The organism is Kluyvera sichuanensis, assembly GCF_040930405.1.
GTDB lineage: Bacteria > Pseudomonadota > Gammaproteobacteria > Enterobacterales > Enterobacteriaceae > Kluyvera > Kluyvera sichuanensis.
In genome coordinates this window covers 4,743,417-4,762,068 of sequence record NZ_CP162271.1, presented here as the reverse complement: position 1 = coordinate 4,762,068, position 18,652 = coordinate 4,743,417, and the positions used below count along the sequence as shown (strand labels likewise).

The following is an 18,652-nucleotide window of genomic DNA, read 5'->3' as shown; positions in this document are numbered from 1 at the left end:
CACGCGATATTCGCGGCACTTGAGCATGTTGTTTGGCTTGTCTCAAAGCATCATTTCGACTTTTGGCTTTGACGATCTCGCCACACTTAAGGCCTAACGGATCGATCCAACTCAACGGGTTCGGTGCATAAGCATACAGGTTTAACCCGCCCCTCAGCCCTATCGGATCCTGACTGACAAACCGCCCACACTCCGGCGCATAATACCTGAACAGATTGTAATGCAGCCCCGTCTCATCGTCAAAATACTGCCCCGCCAGCCGCAGCGGCTGGTCAAAGTACGCTCCGCTGTTGCTGATATCCCCTGCATTCTCGCCAAAACCCTTTATATAACCCGCCCACACCAGACTACCGTCACCCGCTGTCACCTCCTGCGGTGTGCCCGCGACGTCCGTGTGGTAATACCATACCTTCCTGCCCTCTCCTTTTCCCGTCACGCACGCTACCGGCGTGTACGGCTGTTCCGCATCATAAAGGTAAGTCCGCCATCCCTGCGCCTCACTCTCCTGCAACAGCCTGAATCCCTCCCACACAAACTCCCTGCGGCTTTGTTCCTTGTACGCATAGCCCGTGTGCCGCGTATACGTCACCTTCCGGGTTCGTCTCCCCAGCGCATCGTAACCGTAGCGCGTCTCCGTGTTGCTGCTGATAACCCGCGTCAGCTGCCCCTGCGCGTTCCACTCCAGTTCCTGCCCCCGCCGTGTGGTCAGTTCGCCCCACTCGTTATAGCCGTAACGGTCGCGACCATAGCCCGGCAGACGGTTGCTCATCACCGCGCCCTGCCGTTCGTTATCCCGCAGGTTACCCGCTTTATCGTAATAATAGTGGTCGTGGTCATACATCTGACCCGAACGCCCCGTCAGGTAACCGCTGCCGTCATAGCTGTACACCAGGCTGCCGCGCAGTCTGTCGTCAATCGTGCCAATCTCGCCGTGGTGGTTCCAGTAATAGTCTCTTGACGTCACACAGTCCTGCCGCGATGGCCGATGACCGGGAGGAGCAAGGTCACTGCCGGTGCCGGATGCCGTTGTCAGACTGCGCTGCCAGCTCAGCAGCCCGTCCTCGTTATAGCCGCTGAAGGTCGTCAGCTGCCCCTGCGTGCGCATCACCTGACGGTGCAGGCTGTCGCGCTCATACTCGCTCACCGTGATACCGTCCAGCACCGTCTGTAGCAGATGCCCGCTCCCGTAGTACAGGTGGCTGAGCGTCTGACCGTCCGGCAGCGTCAGGGTTATCGGGTTCCCCAGCACATCACGCTGATACCGCAGACTGCCGTGCCCTGCATGCTCCGCCGTCAGCCAGCCGCTGCGGTCGTATTCAAAACGCACCGTATCTGCCTGCATACCGTGCTAACGAGATTAAATAATAAAAAGCCGGGAAGATTTAATAATTCCCGGCATACAATAATTACTTATTCTTTAATGTTACGCTAAGTATATCACGCAACATACTCTCATAATTTTCATACCATAAATTCATATCCATATTTTCGATAAAATAGGAATCATTCTTATCATTGTGACATATTATACAATGCATTGTATTCATCACGAACCATATTATAAAATCCAATAATCTATTGACATCATCTTCCTTTAGGGAACTTTTCTTGATTAAACTAGACTCAATGTTTTTTATTAACTCGGTGAAAAGAAAGTCATTAAATTTTTTATTTTCAAACAATTCATAACAAAAAGTATCTTCAATAAGGTCATTTCTGTTATTTAATATTTTATCAATTATCATATTTAACACCCCGGACCTCTTCTGCCACTTGCCTTTGCTGCCTTCGCCTCGTTCAGCGAACCATCTAAATTAAATACACCTTTAGCTGAATTATCTTTGGCAAAAAGCTCAATATGATCTTTGTGCATACCATCAAGATAATAATAATCACCTGGTTTAATTTTTATTCCGCCAACATTTGTTTTCGATGTTATTTTAAAGATTTGCTGCCCTTGATATGTTTTCCCTGTCCTTGCTGATACTGTTCCTAATATATCGCCTAGAGGAGTTCCAGAAATAGGATTGTTAGATAATCCTAAAGGATCGATCCATGTGAGAGGGTTTGGCCCATAAGCATAGAGGTTGATTCCTCCATTTAGCCCTATCGGATCCTGACTGACAAACCGCCCACACTCCGGCGCATAATACCTGAACAGATTGTAATGCAGCCCCGTCTCATCGTCAAAATACTGCCCCGCCAGCCGCAGCGGCTGGTGAAAGTACGCTCCGCTGTTGCTGATATCCCCTGCATTCTCGCCAAAACCCTTTATATAACCCGCCCACACCAGACTACCGTCACCCGCCGTCACCTCCTGCGGCGTGCCCGCGACGTCCGTGTGGTAATACCATACCTTCCTGCCCGCTCCTTTTCCCGTCACGCACGCCACCGGCGTGTACGGCTGTTCCGCATCATAAAGGTAAGTCCGCCATCCCTGCGCCTCACTCTCCTGCAACAGCCTGAACCCCTCCCACACAAACTCCCTGCGGCTTTGTTCCTTGTACGCATAGCCCGTGTGCCGCGTATACGTCACCTTCCGGGTTCGTCTCCCCAGCGCATCGTAACCGTAGCGCGTCTCCGTGTTGCTGCTGATAACCCGCGTCAGCTGCCCCTGCGCGTTCCACTCCAGTTCCTGCCCCCGCCGTGTGGTCAGTTCGCCCCACTCGTTATAGCCGTAACGGTCGCGGCCATAGCCCGGCAGACGGTTGCTCATCACCGCGCCCTGCCGTTCGTTATCCCGCAGGTTACCCGCTTTATCGTAATAATAATGGTCGTGGTCATACATCTGACCCGAACGCCCCGTCAGGTAACCGCTGCCGTCATAGCTGTACACCAGGCTGCCGCGCAGTCTGTCGTCAATCGTGCCAATCTCGCCGTGGTGGTTCCAGTAATAGTCTCTTGACGTCACACAGTCCTGCCGCGATGGCCGATGACCGGGAGGAGCAAGGTCACTGCCGGTGCCGGATGCCGTTGTCAGACTGCGCTGCCAGCTCAGCAGCCCGTCCTCGTTATAGCCGCTGAAGGTCGCCAGCTGCCCCTGCGTGCGCATCACCTGACGGTGCAGGCTGTCGCGCTCATACTCGCTCACCGTGATACTGTCCAGCACCGTCTGTAGCAGATGCCCGCTCCCGTAGTACAGGTGACTGAGCGTCTGACCGTCCGGCAGCGTCAGGGTTACCGGGTTCCCCAGCGCATCACGCTGATACCGCAGACTGCCGTGCTCTGCATGCTCCGCCGTCAGCCAGCCGCTGCGGTCGTATTCAAAACGCACCGTATCTGCCTGCATACCGTGCTGTTGCTCACCCGACTCCGTCGGCGTCAGCGTGACCTCCGTTATCTGGTCTAGCCGGTTATAGCTGAACGTCCGCTGGCTGTGCTCATTCTCCGTCTGCAGCAGTCGGCCCAGCGCGTCGCGCTGCTGCGTTTCCTGGCGCACGCCGCCCTGCGTCCCCACAGTCTGTATCGCCGCCAGAAAACCGCTGGCGTTCAGGATGAAGCGGCGGCTCAGCCCATCCGGACGCACTTCCCGCACCAGCCTGCCGTCCGCATCGTGGGTAAAGCGGTACTGCGCCCCGTTACCGTTGGTCAGCCCGACTATCCGCCCTTCCGGCGTGTACTCCCGGCGTGTCTCACGCTTCTCTTCATCGGTGTGCACCGCCAGCAGACCCCGCGACGTATACCGCCAGCTCTCCACGCACCCCGTCAGGCGACGGCGACTGGTCATCAGACCCAGCGCATTCCAGGTGTAACGGTCCTGCTGTTGCCCCGGATGATTCACCGTCTCCGGCAGCCCCTGACGGTTATAGCTGATGCGTACCGCTTTTCCCTCCGCGTCCGTCACCCGCGTCAGATGGCCGTCCTCATTGTATTGATAGTCAGTGCTGCTCCCTGAGCAGTCGGTATATCGCGTTATCTGCCCCCGGTCGTCGAATGCCGTCACCACCGTGCCGCCAGCCGCATCCGTCCGGCTGCGCATCAGACCCCGCTCATCGTAAGCGTACTGCGTCACCCGCCCTTCCGGGTCCGTCTCCTGCACCGGCTGGCCGTGGGCGTTATACTGCGTTTTCCAGATAGCGTCATCCAGCGCCGTACGCGTGATTTCATCGAACTCGCCGTTCCACTGCGTCTGCGTCATCCGGCCTTCCGGGTCCGTCGTCTTCACCACCCGGTTCTGGGTATCGTATTCATACGCCACAATACGCCCGCCCGGCAGTTCGATAGTCACCGGGAAATGGTCTTCGTTATACGTGAAGCGGTACATCCCGCCCCCCGGCGTCCGGTGCGCGGTGATGTACGTCTCCCTGTCGAACCACCACTGCCATTGTGCACCCTGCCTGCCGGTGACGGTGGCGCAGCCTGCGGCAAAGTCGTAGTCGAAACGGTAATGCTCCCCGTCGCTGGTGTCGTGTGCCACCACGCGCGGCACACCCCCGACCGTTTCCCAGCGGTAGCGGCAGGTGAACCCCGCCGCGTTGCTGTGCGACGTCATCAGTCCGTTTTCATAAGCAAACTGCCGCACCGCTGTCCCCGCGCGGTTTATCACACTGCACAGCTGCCCGTTATCATCGTAGCGGTACTCCACCAGGTTACCCCGGGTGCCCCCCTGCACCTGTTCAATACGCGATACTCGCTCCCCGCCGGGGGTCTGCGTGCGGTGCAGCAACAGGTGATGCCCGCTGCTGGACGCCACCCGGACCAGCCGGCCCTCCTCACGCCCGAAGACAATGCGCTGCCGGTGCGGCGTTTCCATAAACAGCAGGTGAGCCATACCGTCGCGGTCGACATCCCCAAACACGTAATAGCTGCGGTCGCTGTAATGCAGCACGTAACGCCCGTCATGCAGGCGGCTGAGGTATAACTGTTCTTCCGGGTCAAATATCTGGTGGCCGGGCGCCAGCATCGTTTTCAGGTAACTCAGCTCCCGCCCCTGAGCCCCGATCAGGGTGATATGTTCATCATCTTCCCGCAGGCTGATTTCCCAGTTCAGCCGCCAGCCCCGCCCCAGCAACCCCGCCGTCTCCAGATGGCTGGCATAAAACCGCGAGCAGGCGATCGGCAGGCGGCCAGGCAGGGTGAAGTCCGTTTCCGGCAGCAGAATTTTCTGCCCGGTGGTCACATCCACCGGATTGCCGAACATCCCGCTGATGGCCTCACTGACGCCTATTCCCACCAGCTCCCCGCCGATGAACCTGGCGGCGCACTTCATGCCGAATGATCCCGCCCTCGCCCAGGTGCCCGCCAGCCCGCCGAGCAGGCCAGCCACCACAAACAGCACATCCACCACGCTGCGCAGCCAGTCCGGAATTTCAGAACTGATTTCCAGCACCGTCTGTGTGCCGCCGCCAAGAAACACATCCGGCGAGCCATCGTCAATCACCGCATCACATTCGGTATGATCGTCCTTGCGGGCGGCGGGCTGGCTGTTAATGTAGATATTTCCCGATCCCTGGGCGATACGCTTTTCCGCGATGTGGTCATCGCATTTTACCGTACTCAGTACCGCACGCGCCGCCGGGCGACTGTTGATGCTGACATTTTCCGAGCCGGTCAGAATTTTTCCCGCCGTGTGGCGGATTGAGCGCCCGATGGCCTCGCCCAGTTGCAGCACCCCGGAAGCTATCTGGCCGCTCATAAGCCCCAGAAAAAACCCGGCAAAAAAACCGCAGGAAACAGAAGCAAAAGCGATAAACGCGATAATGGCAATGCCAATGAGGGCGCCGATAAGAAACCCGGCGAGCGCACTGGTGTGGTAGATGGGATCATCCACACGGGCAGCTTCATACATGGTCACACCTCCGTGTGGCGGTTAGCGTTTATCCGGCTGAAAACCCGCCAGCCAGACGTTCCAGAGCCGTTCCGTTTTTTCATCAAAAGGGCGGGGACTGGTCAGCGTGAATACCAGCACTCTGCCAGGGGCGACAATAAACCCGGCCTGACGCTGATACGCTTCGGTTTTCCCGGATTTATGCGTGGCGGCAATTTGTTCCCCCGCAAGGGCGTCGTTGCCCGTTCCTGCCTGTGCCGGCGTTCGCGACAATAACCGATACTGACCGAGGTTTTTTTTCATCAGTACAATCTGGCGATCAATATAGCTGGCCAGGTCTTCATCGGGTTTGAGCGTATCGCGGGAAATATTCATACCGGGCGATGCCCGTTCATTGCTCTCAGAGACGAAAATATTAACGCTGCGATCGATAAAGCTCTCCGGCAGGATAAAGCTCCCTTCCTGTATACGGTATGCTCGGGTCATGAGAATTCCTTTTCTTATTCAGCACTTTCCGGCGCGGGGAAAGGCGCAATATCATCGGCTGCTATCGCTGTGCCGCCATCCGGGTTCATATCAATGCCTTTACCAATCAATTGCATGGCATCGCTGGTGTGCAGCAGCAGCAGCTGCTTGCCGCAAAACTCAATGGCGCCGTCCTGATGTAAAACAAGCGCCGCATTGCCGCAACGAAGCGTCAATTGTTCACCAGCGTCTAAACGATAAGTGGTGCCAATATTGATCGTCTGCGCCAGCTTTACGGAAAGACCATCATTTTTTGTTATCGTCGTGACCCGGTCTTCACCAATACTGTTGGTTTCGTTCTTTATAATGGTTTTGCTCCGATCCACCATTACCGTATGCGTTTCGTTATTCTTCACCGTGGTGTTCAGGTCTTTTTCCGCGTGAAACTTCACTTCCTCCGCACCCGTTTTGTCATCAAACCGCAGCATGTTGCCATTCGTCGGCCCGCCGTACAGCGAGTGGCTGAAGATACCGCTTTGCGACGCCGCGCCCGGTAGGCCCCACGGCGGCATGGTGTCCTGGTTATAGACCCGCCCGACGATGATCGGCATATCAGGATCGCCATTTTTAAAGTCCACCAACACTTCCTGGCCGATACGCGGGATCTGTATCCCACCAAAGCCCTTGCCTGCCCAGGGCTGGCTGACACGCAGCCAGCAGGAGCTGTTCTCATCCATTTTGCCGTAGCGATCCCAACCAAACTGGACCTTGACCCGCCCATATTTATCCGTCCAGATTTCCTGGCCCGCTGGGCCGGTAACGATGGCGCTCTGTGGGCCTTTGGTGTGAGGTTTGCTTATGGTTCGCTGCGGGCGGTACGCCTCGCGGGTGGGGTGAAGCTCAAAACTGGTGGAAAAGCTAAATCGCTGGCTCTGCCCACTGTGCTGTGCATTGTCCTGTAGAAATAGCGTGGTCTGTACCAGCAAGTATTCCTGGTTAACTTCGGCGGTCGGGTGATTTGTCAGCGTGAAAGAATATCCCGTCATCAGTGTGCGAATATTGCCCGCGCCGTGAACCCGGCTACCCGGACTGCGCTGCGCCTCCATACGGAGACGCGTCAGCATTTCGCCTTCGCCTTTGTTGAAGTAATCGCCCGGCCATTCATAATGCTCGTAGCTGGCATGACCCGTTTCACGCGGGTCCGCCACCGTGTTTGTCAGCAATGAACGTGGCTTTGTAAAGTCGAAGTCATCCAGTACCCACTGCCCGGTTCGCAGACTTTCATTAGCGATAATGGTATGGATAAATTCTTTATCCAGCTTCAGCCCTTCCTGGTGCCACTCCACTATCGGCGAATTCGGGCAGGCGCGATGGACACCGATGGCATCCGCCAACACCAGTTTGTGGCTGTCCTCGCTGTGCTCAAACCACCAGTAGACCCCCCACTCCTGCATCAGTCGCTGGAGGAAATCAAAATCGGTTTCACCATACTGCACCTGCCAGGCGCGTACCGGGTAGTTTTCCACCAGCCGCTTCTCTACCGGGTAGGGGTATTCCGCCAGGACTTCATCAAGAATATCCACCACGGTTTTGTTCTGGAATGCTTTGTAATCGCTGGTGTGGGTCAGCAATTTAAGCCACGGCTCCATGCGCAGTTCATAGGTGACTGAACGCCCCTGTTGGCCCAGCACCCGTGCGGCCGTCACCAGCCCGCTGATGTACCGTGTGCCGCCATCATCCAGTTCGATGTTAACGCACAGATCTTTTCCCACCATATCTTTGAGCGACAGATTGGCAGCGGGAGAAACATAACCCAGATTCAGGCTGTCTGGAGTTTTAAGCTGTACGGTGTAAGAAAACAGATACCCAAGCTCTTCCGAACCTTTCAGACCTGCGAACAACAGCATCTGCGGCGGCACGGCGCTACCGCTGACGGTAACATTATGCATGATCTCCTCCTATATCGGAGTTTTTGCTCATGGAAACAAAATTCATGATGCCAGCTCCTTTAATTCTGAATTAAAATACAGATCCAGGCGGCCAGAAAACATAAGAAATAACGATCCACTCTCCGTCTTTGTAATGCAACCAACATGTTAAATTTAGATCATATTTCAGGTGCCAGAACATTTCTTTAATGGAGATATTTTTATACTCAGGATTTTTTGAAGGATAAACTCGTTCTATCCCCCTATAATAAACACCAACAAATTCATGTCGGGGATTTATAAATTGATGTTCAGGGTTACCATATTCCCCCACAAGAATGCTTTCGCTATCGCCTAACTTCACCTCATTTCGATTATTGTAGTATTCAAAATTGAGAGGTGATTCAAAAGTGTGAGAAATACATACTGAAGTCACACTCCAGAGCAGAAAGAAAAAAAATAAAACCGCATCTCATTATTTCAAGCCCTCAAGAGAAAAAGTGGTATCAACAAACATTTCATTTAGCCTTTCCACCACAACCCAGAAATATCTCCACTGGCGCAGATACATTTAAAATAAACACAATACACTCCTTGATTTTAAATAATCATGTAAAGCAGAATGGAAATATTATCTTACTTTTTTAAAGACTAGTAAGATAAGTGGCACGCAGATTAAAAAGCCTAAAATTGAAACAATTGCCACACGGTTATGATCCATTAATAACTGCTTAGCAAACCAGTCACACTGAGACGAAGTAAAACCACCGCCCATGCTCGCCGTTTCTGAATAGTCCAATGCAAATATAAAATTAAAGTACAAATCAACAATTAAATAAATAGCACATATAAATAAGATAATACCCCAGCGTATACAGAATTTATTTTTCATTATATGAACTCCCCAGTGAACCGCCGAATGAGCCACCAGAATACGGTGACGGACTTCCTGATGAAGCAGAACTTTCTGCCCCCACGCCCATCAATACAGCACTCGACCCCAGTGCCGATGCACTTTTATCCCCAAGATTATAATACTGTTGTCTGAATTCACCGGTCATATCCATCACTAACATTGATGAAAAATCAGCGCTTTTCTCGACAAGATATTTGTGTAATGAAAAAGGGATAGTGAAATCTATCTCAGTGTCAATAATTGACTGCGGTGAGGCAGATATCCCGGATGGTAACGGTGTGACAGGTAATATATATTTTGTCTCAAATATCTTTGAGCCAGAATATTTAATCCCCTCAACGGAGTGAGTCGTGCAATTATTGCCCGTTACGTCATAAATATCAATTGCACGTCCCCGTCGTTTTATCCTGTCTGTCATTGAAGTTGTAGGGACAGCGGGTTTTGCCGCATTCCATAATTTTTCAAAAAACTCACGCACCAGTATCGGATTCGCATCATTTATTTTAAACACATGACCTTCCTGCTCATATAGTTCATAGCGATAGTAAGAACGGGCATCTTCATCTTCAAAGAAATTCAAAATACCATCCCCGACTGTCGCGCTGGAGTCAGTTCGTCCATATCGCCCATACGTATACAGATAAACCGAATTGTTCATATGTACTGAGACAAAAGCATGGCCTACCCCCCTGGTTTCAACCCATAGAAACACGCCATTCAACAGCAAATTATCTTCTGGTTTACAGGTTGCAGCGAAATTATTCTGTTCTTGCGTATTCAGTGCTGTCTGCCATAAGTCTTTCACTCTTCCCTCCTGTTATTCTCCACCAACCGCAACGCATCCACATACCGCCCTTCGCTGTTCTGCTGCCAGAACCAGCCCTGCCCCGATGTTGCCTGCGCCAACGCCTTACCCGGCCAGCCTGGCCACGGCAGATAACGCACGCCCGGTAATTCTATCAGCGGCGCGTCATCTGTCTGCCCGGTCAGTTCCCGACTGCGCTGCGAAGTACGCTGTAATTCACAAAGCCACTTCAACCACCACGGTCCCGGTTGCCATATCCCCCATAGGTGTTCCACCTGCTCCGTCAGTCGCCCGCGTCGCATCGTGTCCGGAGTGATATGCTACGCCGCCAGTTGCGCCAGCCAGTACAGCCAACCCTGCGTCTCCTGCAAGCTTTCATCCAGCCACTCCTGGCTGCAGCGCTGGTAGATCACCAGTGGCCACGGGCGTCCCACGCTGTCACGAGACGCCATCAGCACTCCCGCCAGCCAGTCATTCTTCCTCCCCATGGGCAAAAAACCCGGCGACATCACGAAATTCCACGGCAGCGGATGGTGCTCTGGTGTTTGCGTTTCCGGCGGCGTCAGGCGCATCCAGCCATCACACTCTTCGTCGACGAACTGGCCTTCCGGCGATACGATATGCCGCCCACTGCCCACCCACGTCTGGCGATTCAGCCAGTCCTGCCATATTTGCCCCTCATCTGCACTCACCCGCCAGCGCACGTAGTCACGCTGGTCCGGCAGTCTGCCAAACATCGCCGGAGCCGATACCGTCACCGCCCGGCGCATTACAGCGCCCTCTCTGGGCAACTGAAATCCTGCAACAGCTCCCGGCTGACCGGGTTGAAATCCCGCCCGGCGGTGATTTTCAGTACCACCCGCCGACCGTCAAAACGGTATTCAACCAGTTGCTCCCCCCGCACCGCCGTTTCCTGCACCTCTCCGGCGTCCAGCAGATGGAACAGCGCCCACGGCCCGCCGGTCAGCAGCGTCGAGGTATTCTGGCGGATACGTGGACTGGCGGTAATTTCCGCCATCGAGCCATTGCGTGGCCCCGGCCAGCTCACTTTCATTGGCCGGTCCGGGCCATGAGCGTAGCGCAACACCTGACCGTCAATATCAATCACCAGTTCCGTGATAGCCGGGTCCATGTCCACCACGCTAACCAGCACCGACCAGGAAAATTTTTTCCCGCCCTCGCCGTTAAAAAATACGCTGCGAATGTGTTTCGCCCGCTGGAACGGCGTTAAATCCGGCCCCTGCAATGCCATGTTGCCTTCGGTTGGTTTGTAGCGCCACGGGTCGCTGGCGGTGTCCGCCAACGGGGCCAGTTGTTTGTTCCAGAAGACATCCAGTATGCCGCCGCTGGCGAAGATGCGGTTAAAGTCCTCCGCACTAACCTCCTGCGGACTGTTGCTGAATGGGTAGCGCCCGTCAATGGCATCGCGACAGTCGTCGCCAATCATTGCCTCCATCTGGGCATTCAGTACGTTGCCGGTTCCGGCGTTGATTTTGCGCGTTCCTTGCTTCGTCAGATCCAGCAGGATATTTTTCAGCGGCGCGGGCAGTTTCGCCGCCTCCAGTTGCAGTTTGTCTGCGGCAGTTATGCGTGCGGGTAACGCCCCTCCTGCCAGCGCCGTATCGGCAATGGTAAGTTGGGTATAATATTCATTGAGCACCGTCAGCAGAGAATTGATCTGCATTGTGCCATTACCGCTCTGCCCACCGTCTGACCGCCCGGAAATCACTTCGCGCAACGCAGCGAAACGGTCATCCACCAGCGTTTTTTCCAGCCGCTCTTCCGGGTGAATATCCTGGAATAGCTTCGCCGTCTGTAGCGCCTTTTCCGCGCTGACTGCTGTACGCTGCGCCAGTTGCTTCTGTTTTGCCTGCGGATCCAGCGGTGACACCAGCGTGGTTTGCTCCACCACTACCTTTCCCAGTCGCATAAGCGGCGAGTCCGGTGAAGCCAGGGTGCGCAGCACCTGTAAGTCATACGCCAGCCCAACGCCCCCTTCTTCCCCGGCACTGTTGATGCTATGGATGCTGTCCAGAAAATCTTGCCAGCGGCGGGTATATTCCGTCAGGTACAAACGCCGGACTTCGCGGGCGACAGACTGTTCTTGCCCCGGTATCTGGCTGCGCAGGCTGTCAGTCCGCTTTTTTGGCGTACTCTCCCGTCCCATCACCCAGTCATCGTTCATCGTCGCCGCCGCCACAAATTCCGGCAGTCGTTTGTCGAACAAATCCCGATAACCTTCACGGGTAAAAATACCCGGCACGCCCCGATCCAACGGCGCGCCGTTGCTGCGCACAAACACCGTTCCCGCATCCGCGCCGACGGCACGCACCAGCGTGAACTCCTGCGGCGCTTCACTCTCCATCGCCGCCAGCGCCCGCGCATAGATACGCTCGGTACTGGTATGACCGTCAAGGAATGCCCGTGCCTGGCGGATCAACGCATCATCTTTCTCATACGGTGAATGTTCTACCCGGCTGCCGTCAAACAGTGCTTCGATATGCGTCAGCACGGCGGCACGCCCGCCGAACCCGGCCACGCTGTCGCGGTTCCCCAGATCGTTCACCACCCACGACAGAATCTCCGCCGCGTTGTATTTATCTTCCTGATCTTTATCAAGATTAAGCAGCAGATAGACGCGCAGGGCATCATACGCAGATTTGCTATCCTGACGAGCAATGGCGTCCGCCAGCACATACTCCATCCGTTTCACCAGCGGCGGCAGCAGAAGTTGATCCAGCAGGCGATTGTACAGCGACGCCACGCTGTCGGTTACCGGTGGTACGCTGTACAGACCGTAACGCCAACTCAGCGGCGGCGCATCCGGATCCAGCTCCGGCCAGGCGGACAGTTCTCTTGCGCTGTCCAGCAGCGGTGGTACCGGGGCCATCGCCGGTTTACTGATGTAGGCTTTCACTTCACCGTCCAGTCGGGCCGTGCGGGCGCTAATTTCATTTAGATAGTCACCGTTGGTGTGCTGACTGGTTTGCATCCCCTGCCACAGCCAGAAGGCCATCACCAGCACCAGCAGGTGCCCACTCAGGCGCAGTAGGCGATAACGCCAGGCCCACTGGAGATTGGGTTCAACCAGATGCGCTTCACGGAAAATAAACTGCGTCAGCAGGTCATGCAGAAAATAGCTGCGGTTACCATCCGGCAACACAGGCGGGCGGGAAGCGGAGGATTCGCCGCGAGCCGTTTTTATCGCCCTGGCAAAACGCTGCCAGATACTCAACTGGTCAGCCACAGCATCCGCCTGGGCCTGGGCGGCACTGGTGAAGAACACGCCGCGCAGCGTATTGTTCAATTGCGTAGCATCGAATTTCGAATCGAGGAAAACCTGCTCAATGGCCTCCAGTAGCGGTGCGCCAAGGGCGGCGAATTCGCGCGGGAAGATGTACAGTCGCTGGCGGCTTTTAAGGTCATATTCTTCCTGTAACCGAGTATCCAGGCCCTGATCCAACCGCTGTGTCAAGCGCGCCAGTTCCTGCTCACAGGCAGCGTGCAGCGCCTGTGGGTCACCCGCTTTTCTCCTGCGGTTATACGGCAGTGTAAATCCCCAGATTTGTGCGCGAAGATGGCTGTTCAGCGTACGAAAATACTCGCTAAAGCCCGGCAACAGATCCATTTTGGTGACCACCAGATACACCGGAAAGCGAATGCCCAACGTCTCGCGCAAATCGGCTAGCCGAGCACGCAAGGCCGCGCAGGCCGCCAGGCGTTCCGCCGCTGACTGCGCGGTTAAATCCGCCACGTTGAGCGTCAGGATCACACCGTTAAGCGGCGCGGCGGGGCGGTGTTTGCGCAGCAGGCCGAGAAACCCCTGCCACTCTCCAGCGTTGCGCTGCACCGCACTCGCTTCACCGCCGTCATCGTGGCGGGCATAGCGTCCGGCGGTGTCAATCAACACCGCTTCATTGGTAAACCACCAGTCGCAGTGCAGCGTACCGCCTCCCGGTACCGTCAGGATACGCGAGGTCTGCTCCATCTGCTCCGCCAGCGGGAACTGCAATCCAGTGTTCAGTAGCGCCGTGGTTTTACCGTCGCCTGGGCTGCCGACCACCATGAACCACGGTAGCTCATACAGGAAGCGCTTACCTTCGAAGATTTTACGCCAGCCGGGCATGTCCACGCGCAGTTGTTTCAATTGCCTAATCGCCCGGGTGACAATGTGGCTGACGGTGCGCAGGTCGGCTTTAATCTCGCCGGCCATCGGCACCTCTTCGCCCCGGGGATGCAGGAAGCGGCGCAGCAGTTGCTCATCCATTCGTAGTGCGCGCCACAGTCGGTACAGACCGTATAGCGCGTACACCAACAGGATGAAGCCAATCAGGGTCAGACGCACCCAGAGCGGCGCAAACGGATGCACATCACCCAACGCCAGCAGCGGTGTGACAAAACCAATCAGCAGACACAGGATGCTGATGCCGATGATGCTCATCGACCAGTTCACCAGCCACAACACCAGCAGCATCAGCAGCAAGGCAATGGTCACGACTCGGCTCCCCACGGAGGCCAACGGACGCAGAGTATCAAATGACACCAGCGGCCCGACAAACCAGACCAGCAGCGCCAGAATGAGAACGCCCACAATAGCCAGCGCGTGCCGGGAAAAAAGCAGACTGAGAAATTTTTGCATTATATTTCGACTCGCTACCCAATAATCAATAACAGCAGAGCACTACGACCAGGAAATAATCCTCCACCACAGCAATTAATTAAAAATGATATGGAGAACCCTAAAAAAACAGTAATAAACCTGAAAGCAAAAAATATTTCACTGCCCCTGAACGCAGGTTTTCGCCTCTCACCCCTTCAGGGTTGCAGTATTATTACGTTCCATTTTTCTCAAGTCATATAGACAGAACTGCATAATCTTAGCGTAATTCCCAGAACCAGATTTGTTTACAGGTGAAATAACAGTGTGAATGGCATATTGCTCCGGCACTGGTCGGCTCAATCAGATCAATATGACTACCGCTACCACCACTGTATCCGTCTATTTTCCAGAAGAAGACCACACCTCGTTTTTTACCAAGTTCTGCCTGAAATTTAGCTGGATCACGCCAGATCTTCGGTTGACCAAAAACCGCCGGTTGGGAAAGTATATCTGCCAGATTTTTAGCGCCTGTTTCAATACTCCAGCCTTTCCACTTTCCCTCTTTTATTGGGAGAAGACGTCCTTTAAATTTAACGCCTGATTTAATCAACGCCACACTCATACGGGCCGCACAAGTATTTTCAAATTGCGTACCGAGTTTTCCCTTGTCATAGCCAATGCTGGCATAGAAATCTTCTGACTCAACAAAATCGGGGCTTCCAATAGTTGACGAGCTATGATTACGTTTTAGCTCCGAGAATGAAGGTTTCATTTGTTAACTCCTGTATCACATGGATACTCCATTAATTTATTCACAATAAGTCCGGCCGCGCGAAAGTTACGCTCTTCATGTGTTTTATTTTTAAAAAAAACATAAACAAACTCATTTAATGTCAGCGTTTTAAAAACGTCGTATCCACACCATAGTTTTTTCTCCGTGGTATCCTCCACGCCGAGCAGATAGATACCCGCCCTGAGATTATCCAGTTGATGACCCGACACCCAAAATTCAAAAAAGTCATTACCTGAAAGATTAAAAGCATCCGGTGTCAGGGATAACGCGGGAGATGACCGGGGAGGCATTTTTACGGATAGTTCTGTCCCCTGACAGGGGAAATTTTTAACTAATGCTTCCTCTATCAGCACTGAAGCTCTTACATCTGGCTTTTTCATTGCGTACCGATCAAGCCAAGCCAGCACAGTATGGTTTATTGCTGTACTGGCAACCTGCCCATATCCACACCAGGTGTTACCTTCTGTGGCATCCGCCACGCCCAGCACATACATCAACGTATTATCTTTTTCCTGTTGATTATCACTGGCATAAAATCTCAGAAAATCCTGTGTACTGAGGTTGACATTATCGGGGAAAATTAATGCTGCATTAGTCGGGGATCCGGCAAAAGCGCTGCCGGGTAATAAGCAGCATGAAATGATCAAAACAACGCGGATAAATCGTTTTATGTGATATGTCGCTGCGATCCGGTAATCATCCCCCACACCACTGACCGATTTTTTCATCATTAATTCTCCACCACCAGAATTTCTACTCGGCGGTTTTTTGCCCTCCCGGCTTTAGTGCCGTTATCCGCTACCGGCACCGTATCTCCCTTCCCGACGATACGCACCCGTTCGGTTGGTACGCCGCCGGAGGTCAATAACGCCGCGACTTCCGCCGCCCGTTTTTCCGACAGCACCTGGTTGGACGGAAATTCAGCCGAATGGATAGGCTGGCTGTCGGTATGCCCCGTCACGGTGACTGCGCCGCCCACGCGGGCTATTTCACGCGCCGCCTTGTTAATCACCGGATGAATGGCGTCATTCACCGTTCTCTGTCCCGGCACAAACATGGCGTCGCCGCGGAAGACCAACCGACTGTGCTGGTCACTCTCGTCCACGGTCAGCAGACCACGAGCGATTTCATCCGCCAGCAAGATTTTCAGCCGTAGTTTATGAACCGGCACTGGCGGCGGCGGCAGGTGTTTGCCAATAGCGTCAATATGCTGTTGTACGGCAACGGTCTGCACGTCCATCCGATGGCTGTAAAGACCAAACAGCGTCAGCATCGCCAGTAGAACGACCCCGGCACCAAGCCAAACCGGCACCCGACGCATTCGCCGCAGTCGCCCGCCTATCGCCCCCTGAAAATCAGGCGAAAGCGCAGGCATTACCGGATCGCGGCGCTGCGAAAGTTGAGTCAGCAGTTGTTGGCGAATATTATCCAGCTGTTTGCGCCCGTCAGGTTGTACGCTGTAGCGGCCTTCAAATCCCAGCCCAAGCAGGTGGTAGATGACCTCCAGTACGTTGCCATGCTCCTGAAAGCTGGCCGCCAGACGCCCGATTATCTGAAATAGCTTGATGCCGCCCTCGCTTTCACCGTGGAACGTCACCAACAAACTTTGCCTGGCCCAGACGCCGTGCCGCCCCCATGGCGTATTGTTGGCAGCTTCATCCAGTGCGGTACACAAGCAGTAGCGTACCGCCAGCACATGCTCGCGCCGCAGATTCGCCTGATCGCACAGCGTCTGGTATAGATGCACCTCGCGCACCAGTAAGGAGCGGTAAGGCTCCACCAGCGGCGCATCAAGTTTATTGGGTATTTCCGCCAGCGCGCACAATAAAGGCCGGGCGGCAGCAAGCAGCGGGTTAGTTGCCGCGTTGATTTCAGCCTGGCGGAGCTTACTGTCCGGGCCGTCTTCTACGATGACATTAATCTCTGTGCGGCGACCATCCTGCTCCGACTTATCATATTCACCATCACTATGCTCCGGGGGGGTGGATAATAAAGAGATCATATCCGTCGCAGGCCGCGTCAGGGTATTGTCTGTCATTTATCGCGCACTCCCCACATTTCGATCTCCAGTCCCGGAAATTCCCCAGCGGTATGCATCGCCATTCCGCCATAACGAGCAATATGTTCCCACAGTGTCCCATCGCGACAGATATCGTAATAGATGTATCCGGACTGGAACGGGATCTGACGCGGCGGCACAGGCAGAACCTGTAAGGCTAGCCCCGGTAAATGCGAGCGGATCAGTTCCGGCAGGCGGTCAGATGGTCCGATTTTGGTCTGGGCGGCAAAATGCTGCTGCAAAACATCTGCCGGCATTGAGGCCTTAACGGCCAGCACCAGCGCGCTGAAATCGGCAAGATCGGAGGGAACCACCACCGCATTCAGGATGCCATAAGTCCCCCCTTTCAGTTCGATGCGCTGAGCGCCCCGGATAAGTACCGCATTCAGCAGGAACTGCACCTCATCGACCAGCGCTTTCAGCCCGGCATACGGTGTCAGGTGTTTATACTCTGTATATTCAATAGGCCGTCGCGTTTGTGGACGCACATAGGTGGATAATTCCCCAGCCAATTCGCACAGATAGCGATACAGCACCTCCGGAGCCAGTGACGTTTTCTCCAGGTGGATCAGCAGCGGCTCAAAACGATTGAGAATTTGCAGCAGCAGGTAATCCGACACTTCCGCCGCTTCATGCCCATGGTTATCACTGCCGGTCAACCGCTCCGCCAGCGAATCAGCCCGCATCCGAATGAGGTCGTTGATCCACGACAACCACGTACACATCAACGAACTGGCCTGGTAATTGATGACGGGGGGGATCAAATCGAGATCGATATCTATCCGCCCATCAGGGTTCAACCCCGTAATGCGGGTCAGCGGCAGGCCAATCCAGGCACCCGTCACCGCCTTTTCCGGCAGCAGTCGAAGGCGCAGGTGGCTGAGTTGTAATAACTGCGCGCCGCGTCCCAGCGAATTGGCGTCACGGATTTCGTGTTCATGAACCGAAAAACGCGCCAGTGATTCGGGGTTATTATCAAACGAGGTCTCTTCGCTGTTCGGCGCGCGTATCGGTACAGCCAGACAAATCTGCTGATTCAGATGCTCCGGCAGAATGGTCAGCGGCGGCGGTAGCGGAGTGTGATCTGGTGCGTTAAATGGTGTGCCGTCGGGAAAAATCCCCGATGCCTCTTTCAGTATCAGTTTACCGATGTTCAACGCCTCACCATCAATATTGTAGTTGCTGAATCCCCAGAAAAAGGCAGTCAGTGGCAGGCTGCGGTAATGTATGACGTGTTCCAGATAACGCTCCTGCTGCTGAAACATCTGCGGCAGTAAAAACTGTCCTTCACTCCAGACTACCCGGTCATTCCAACTCAT

General features: G+C 54.5%; 9 protein-coding genes and 3 pseudogenes. All 12 read right to left on the bottom strand.

What is annotated here, in order from left to right; translation table 11 throughout:
* Positions 1 to 88: 88 nt before the first annotated feature.
* A pseudogene (locus AB2B48_RS22630) lies at positions 89 to 1,342 on the bottom strand (RHS repeat-associated core domain-containing protein); the annotation flags it as partial.
* A gap of 405 nt (positions 1,343 to 1,747) precedes the next feature.
* Entirely contained in the window at positions 1,748 to 5,788 is a 4,041-nt protein-coding gene (locus AB2B48_RS22625; RefSeq protein ID WP_368300301.1) for an RHS repeat-associated core domain-containing protein, read from the bottom strand.
* A gap of 21 nt (positions 5,789 to 5,809) precedes the next feature.
* Positions 5,810 to 6,253: a DcrB-related protein gene (locus AB2B48_RS22620; RefSeq protein ID WP_368300300.1), complete on the bottom strand. Its 444-nt coding sequence runs from the start codon at positions 6,251 to 6,253 to the stop codon at positions 5,810 to 5,812.
* 14 nt (positions 6,254 to 6,267) lie between these two features.
* Positions 6,268 to 8,178: pseudogene (locus AB2B48_RS22615) on the bottom strand (type VI secretion system Vgr family protein); the annotation flags it as partial.
* A 613-nt stretch (positions 8,179 to 8,791) separates the two neighbouring features.
* Positions 8,792 to 9,052 (bottom strand): hypothetical protein, encoded by a 261-nt coding sequence (locus AB2B48_RS22610; RefSeq protein ID WP_368300298.1) that lies wholly within the window; start codon positions 9,050 to 9,052, stop codon positions 8,792 to 8,794.
* Complete coding sequence (locus tag AB2B48_RS22605; RefSeq protein WP_368300296.1) at positions 9,042 to 9,881, bottom strand: hypothetical protein; 840 nt, start codon at positions 9,879 to 9,881, stop codon at positions 9,042 to 9,044. Before AB2B48_RS22605 ends, AB2B48_RS22610 begins: the two co-directional genes overlap by 11 nt.
* Positions 9,878 to 10,651, bottom strand: a pseudogene (locus AB2B48_RS22600) (TagF domain-containing protein). Before AB2B48_RS22600 ends, AB2B48_RS22605 begins: the two are co-directional and overlap by 4 nt.
* Positions 10,651 to 14,520: a type VI secretion system membrane subunit TssM gene (gene tssM, locus AB2B48_RS22595; protein WP_368300295.1), complete on the bottom strand. Its 3,870-nt coding sequence runs from the start codon at positions 14,518 to 14,520 to the stop codon at positions 10,651 to 10,653. The pseudogene AB2B48_RS22600 and the gene tssM overlap by 1 nt, the downstream one beginning before the upstream one ends.
* Before the next feature lie 238 nt (positions 14,521 to 14,758).
* A complete protein-coding gene (locus AB2B48_RS22590) occupies positions 14,759 to 15,253 on the bottom strand; it encodes a T6SS effector amidase Tae4 family protein (RefSeq protein WP_368300294.1) in 495 nt (164 codons plus the stop codon).
* Positions 15,250 to 16,005, bottom strand: a complete 756-nt coding sequence (locus AB2B48_RS22585) for a Rap1a/Tai family immunity protein (RefSeq protein ID WP_368300293.1) — start codon at positions 16,003 to 16,005, stop codon at positions 15,250 to 15,252. The genes AB2B48_RS22590 and AB2B48_RS22585 overlap by 4 nt, the downstream gene beginning before the upstream one ends.
* The gene (gene tssL / locus AB2B48_RS22580) at positions 16,005 to 17,312 is read right to left on the bottom strand and encodes a type VI secretion system protein TssL, long form (protein WP_368300292.1); all 1,308 of its coding nucleotides are present in this window, start codon (positions 17,310 to 17,312) and stop codon (positions 16,005 to 16,007) included. Before tssL ends, AB2B48_RS22585 begins: the two co-directional genes overlap by 1 nt.
* Positions 17,309 to 18,652, bottom strand: a complete 1,344-nt coding sequence (gene tssK / locus AB2B48_RS22575) for a type VI secretion system baseplate subunit TssK (protein WP_368300291.1) — start codon at positions 18,650 to 18,652, stop codon at positions 17,309 to 17,311. Before tssK ends, tssL begins: the two co-directional genes overlap by 4 nt.

What these genes read in the sequence shown, in the direction of transcription:
- AB2B48_RS22625 (WP_368300301.1), bottom strand. Translation starts at nt 5,788, where the DNA reads ATGTATGAAGCTGCCCGTGTGGATGATCCCATCTACCACACCAGTGCG.
- AB2B48_RS22620 (WP_368300300.1), bottom strand. Translation starts at nt 6,253, where the DNA reads ATGACCCGAGCATACCGTATACAGGAAGGGAGCTTTATCCTGCCGGAG.
- AB2B48_RS22610 (WP_368300298.1), bottom strand. Translation starts at nt 9,052, where the DNA reads ATGAAAAATAAATTCTGTATACGCTGGGGTATTATCTTATTTATATGT.
- tssM (WP_368300295.1), bottom strand. Translation starts at nt 14,520, where the DNA reads ATGCAAAAATTTCTCAGTCTGCTTTTTTCCCGGCACGCGCTGGCTATT.
- AB2B48_RS22590 (WP_368300294.1), bottom strand. Translation starts at nt 15,253, where the DNA reads ATGAAACCTTCATTCTCGGAGCTAAAACGTAATCATAGCTCGTCAACT.
- AB2B48_RS22585 (WP_368300293.1), bottom strand. Translation starts at nt 16,005, where the DNA reads ATGATGAAAAAATCGGTCAGTGGTGTGGGGGATGATTACCGGATCGCA.
- tssL (WP_368300292.1), bottom strand. Translation starts at nt 17,312, where the DNA reads ATGACAGACAATACCCTGACGCGGCCTGCGACGGATATGATCTCTTTA.
- tssK (WP_368300291.1), bottom strand. Translation starts at nt 18,652, where the DNA reads ATGAGTTGGAATGACCGGGTAGTCTGGAGTGAAGGACAGTTTTTACTG.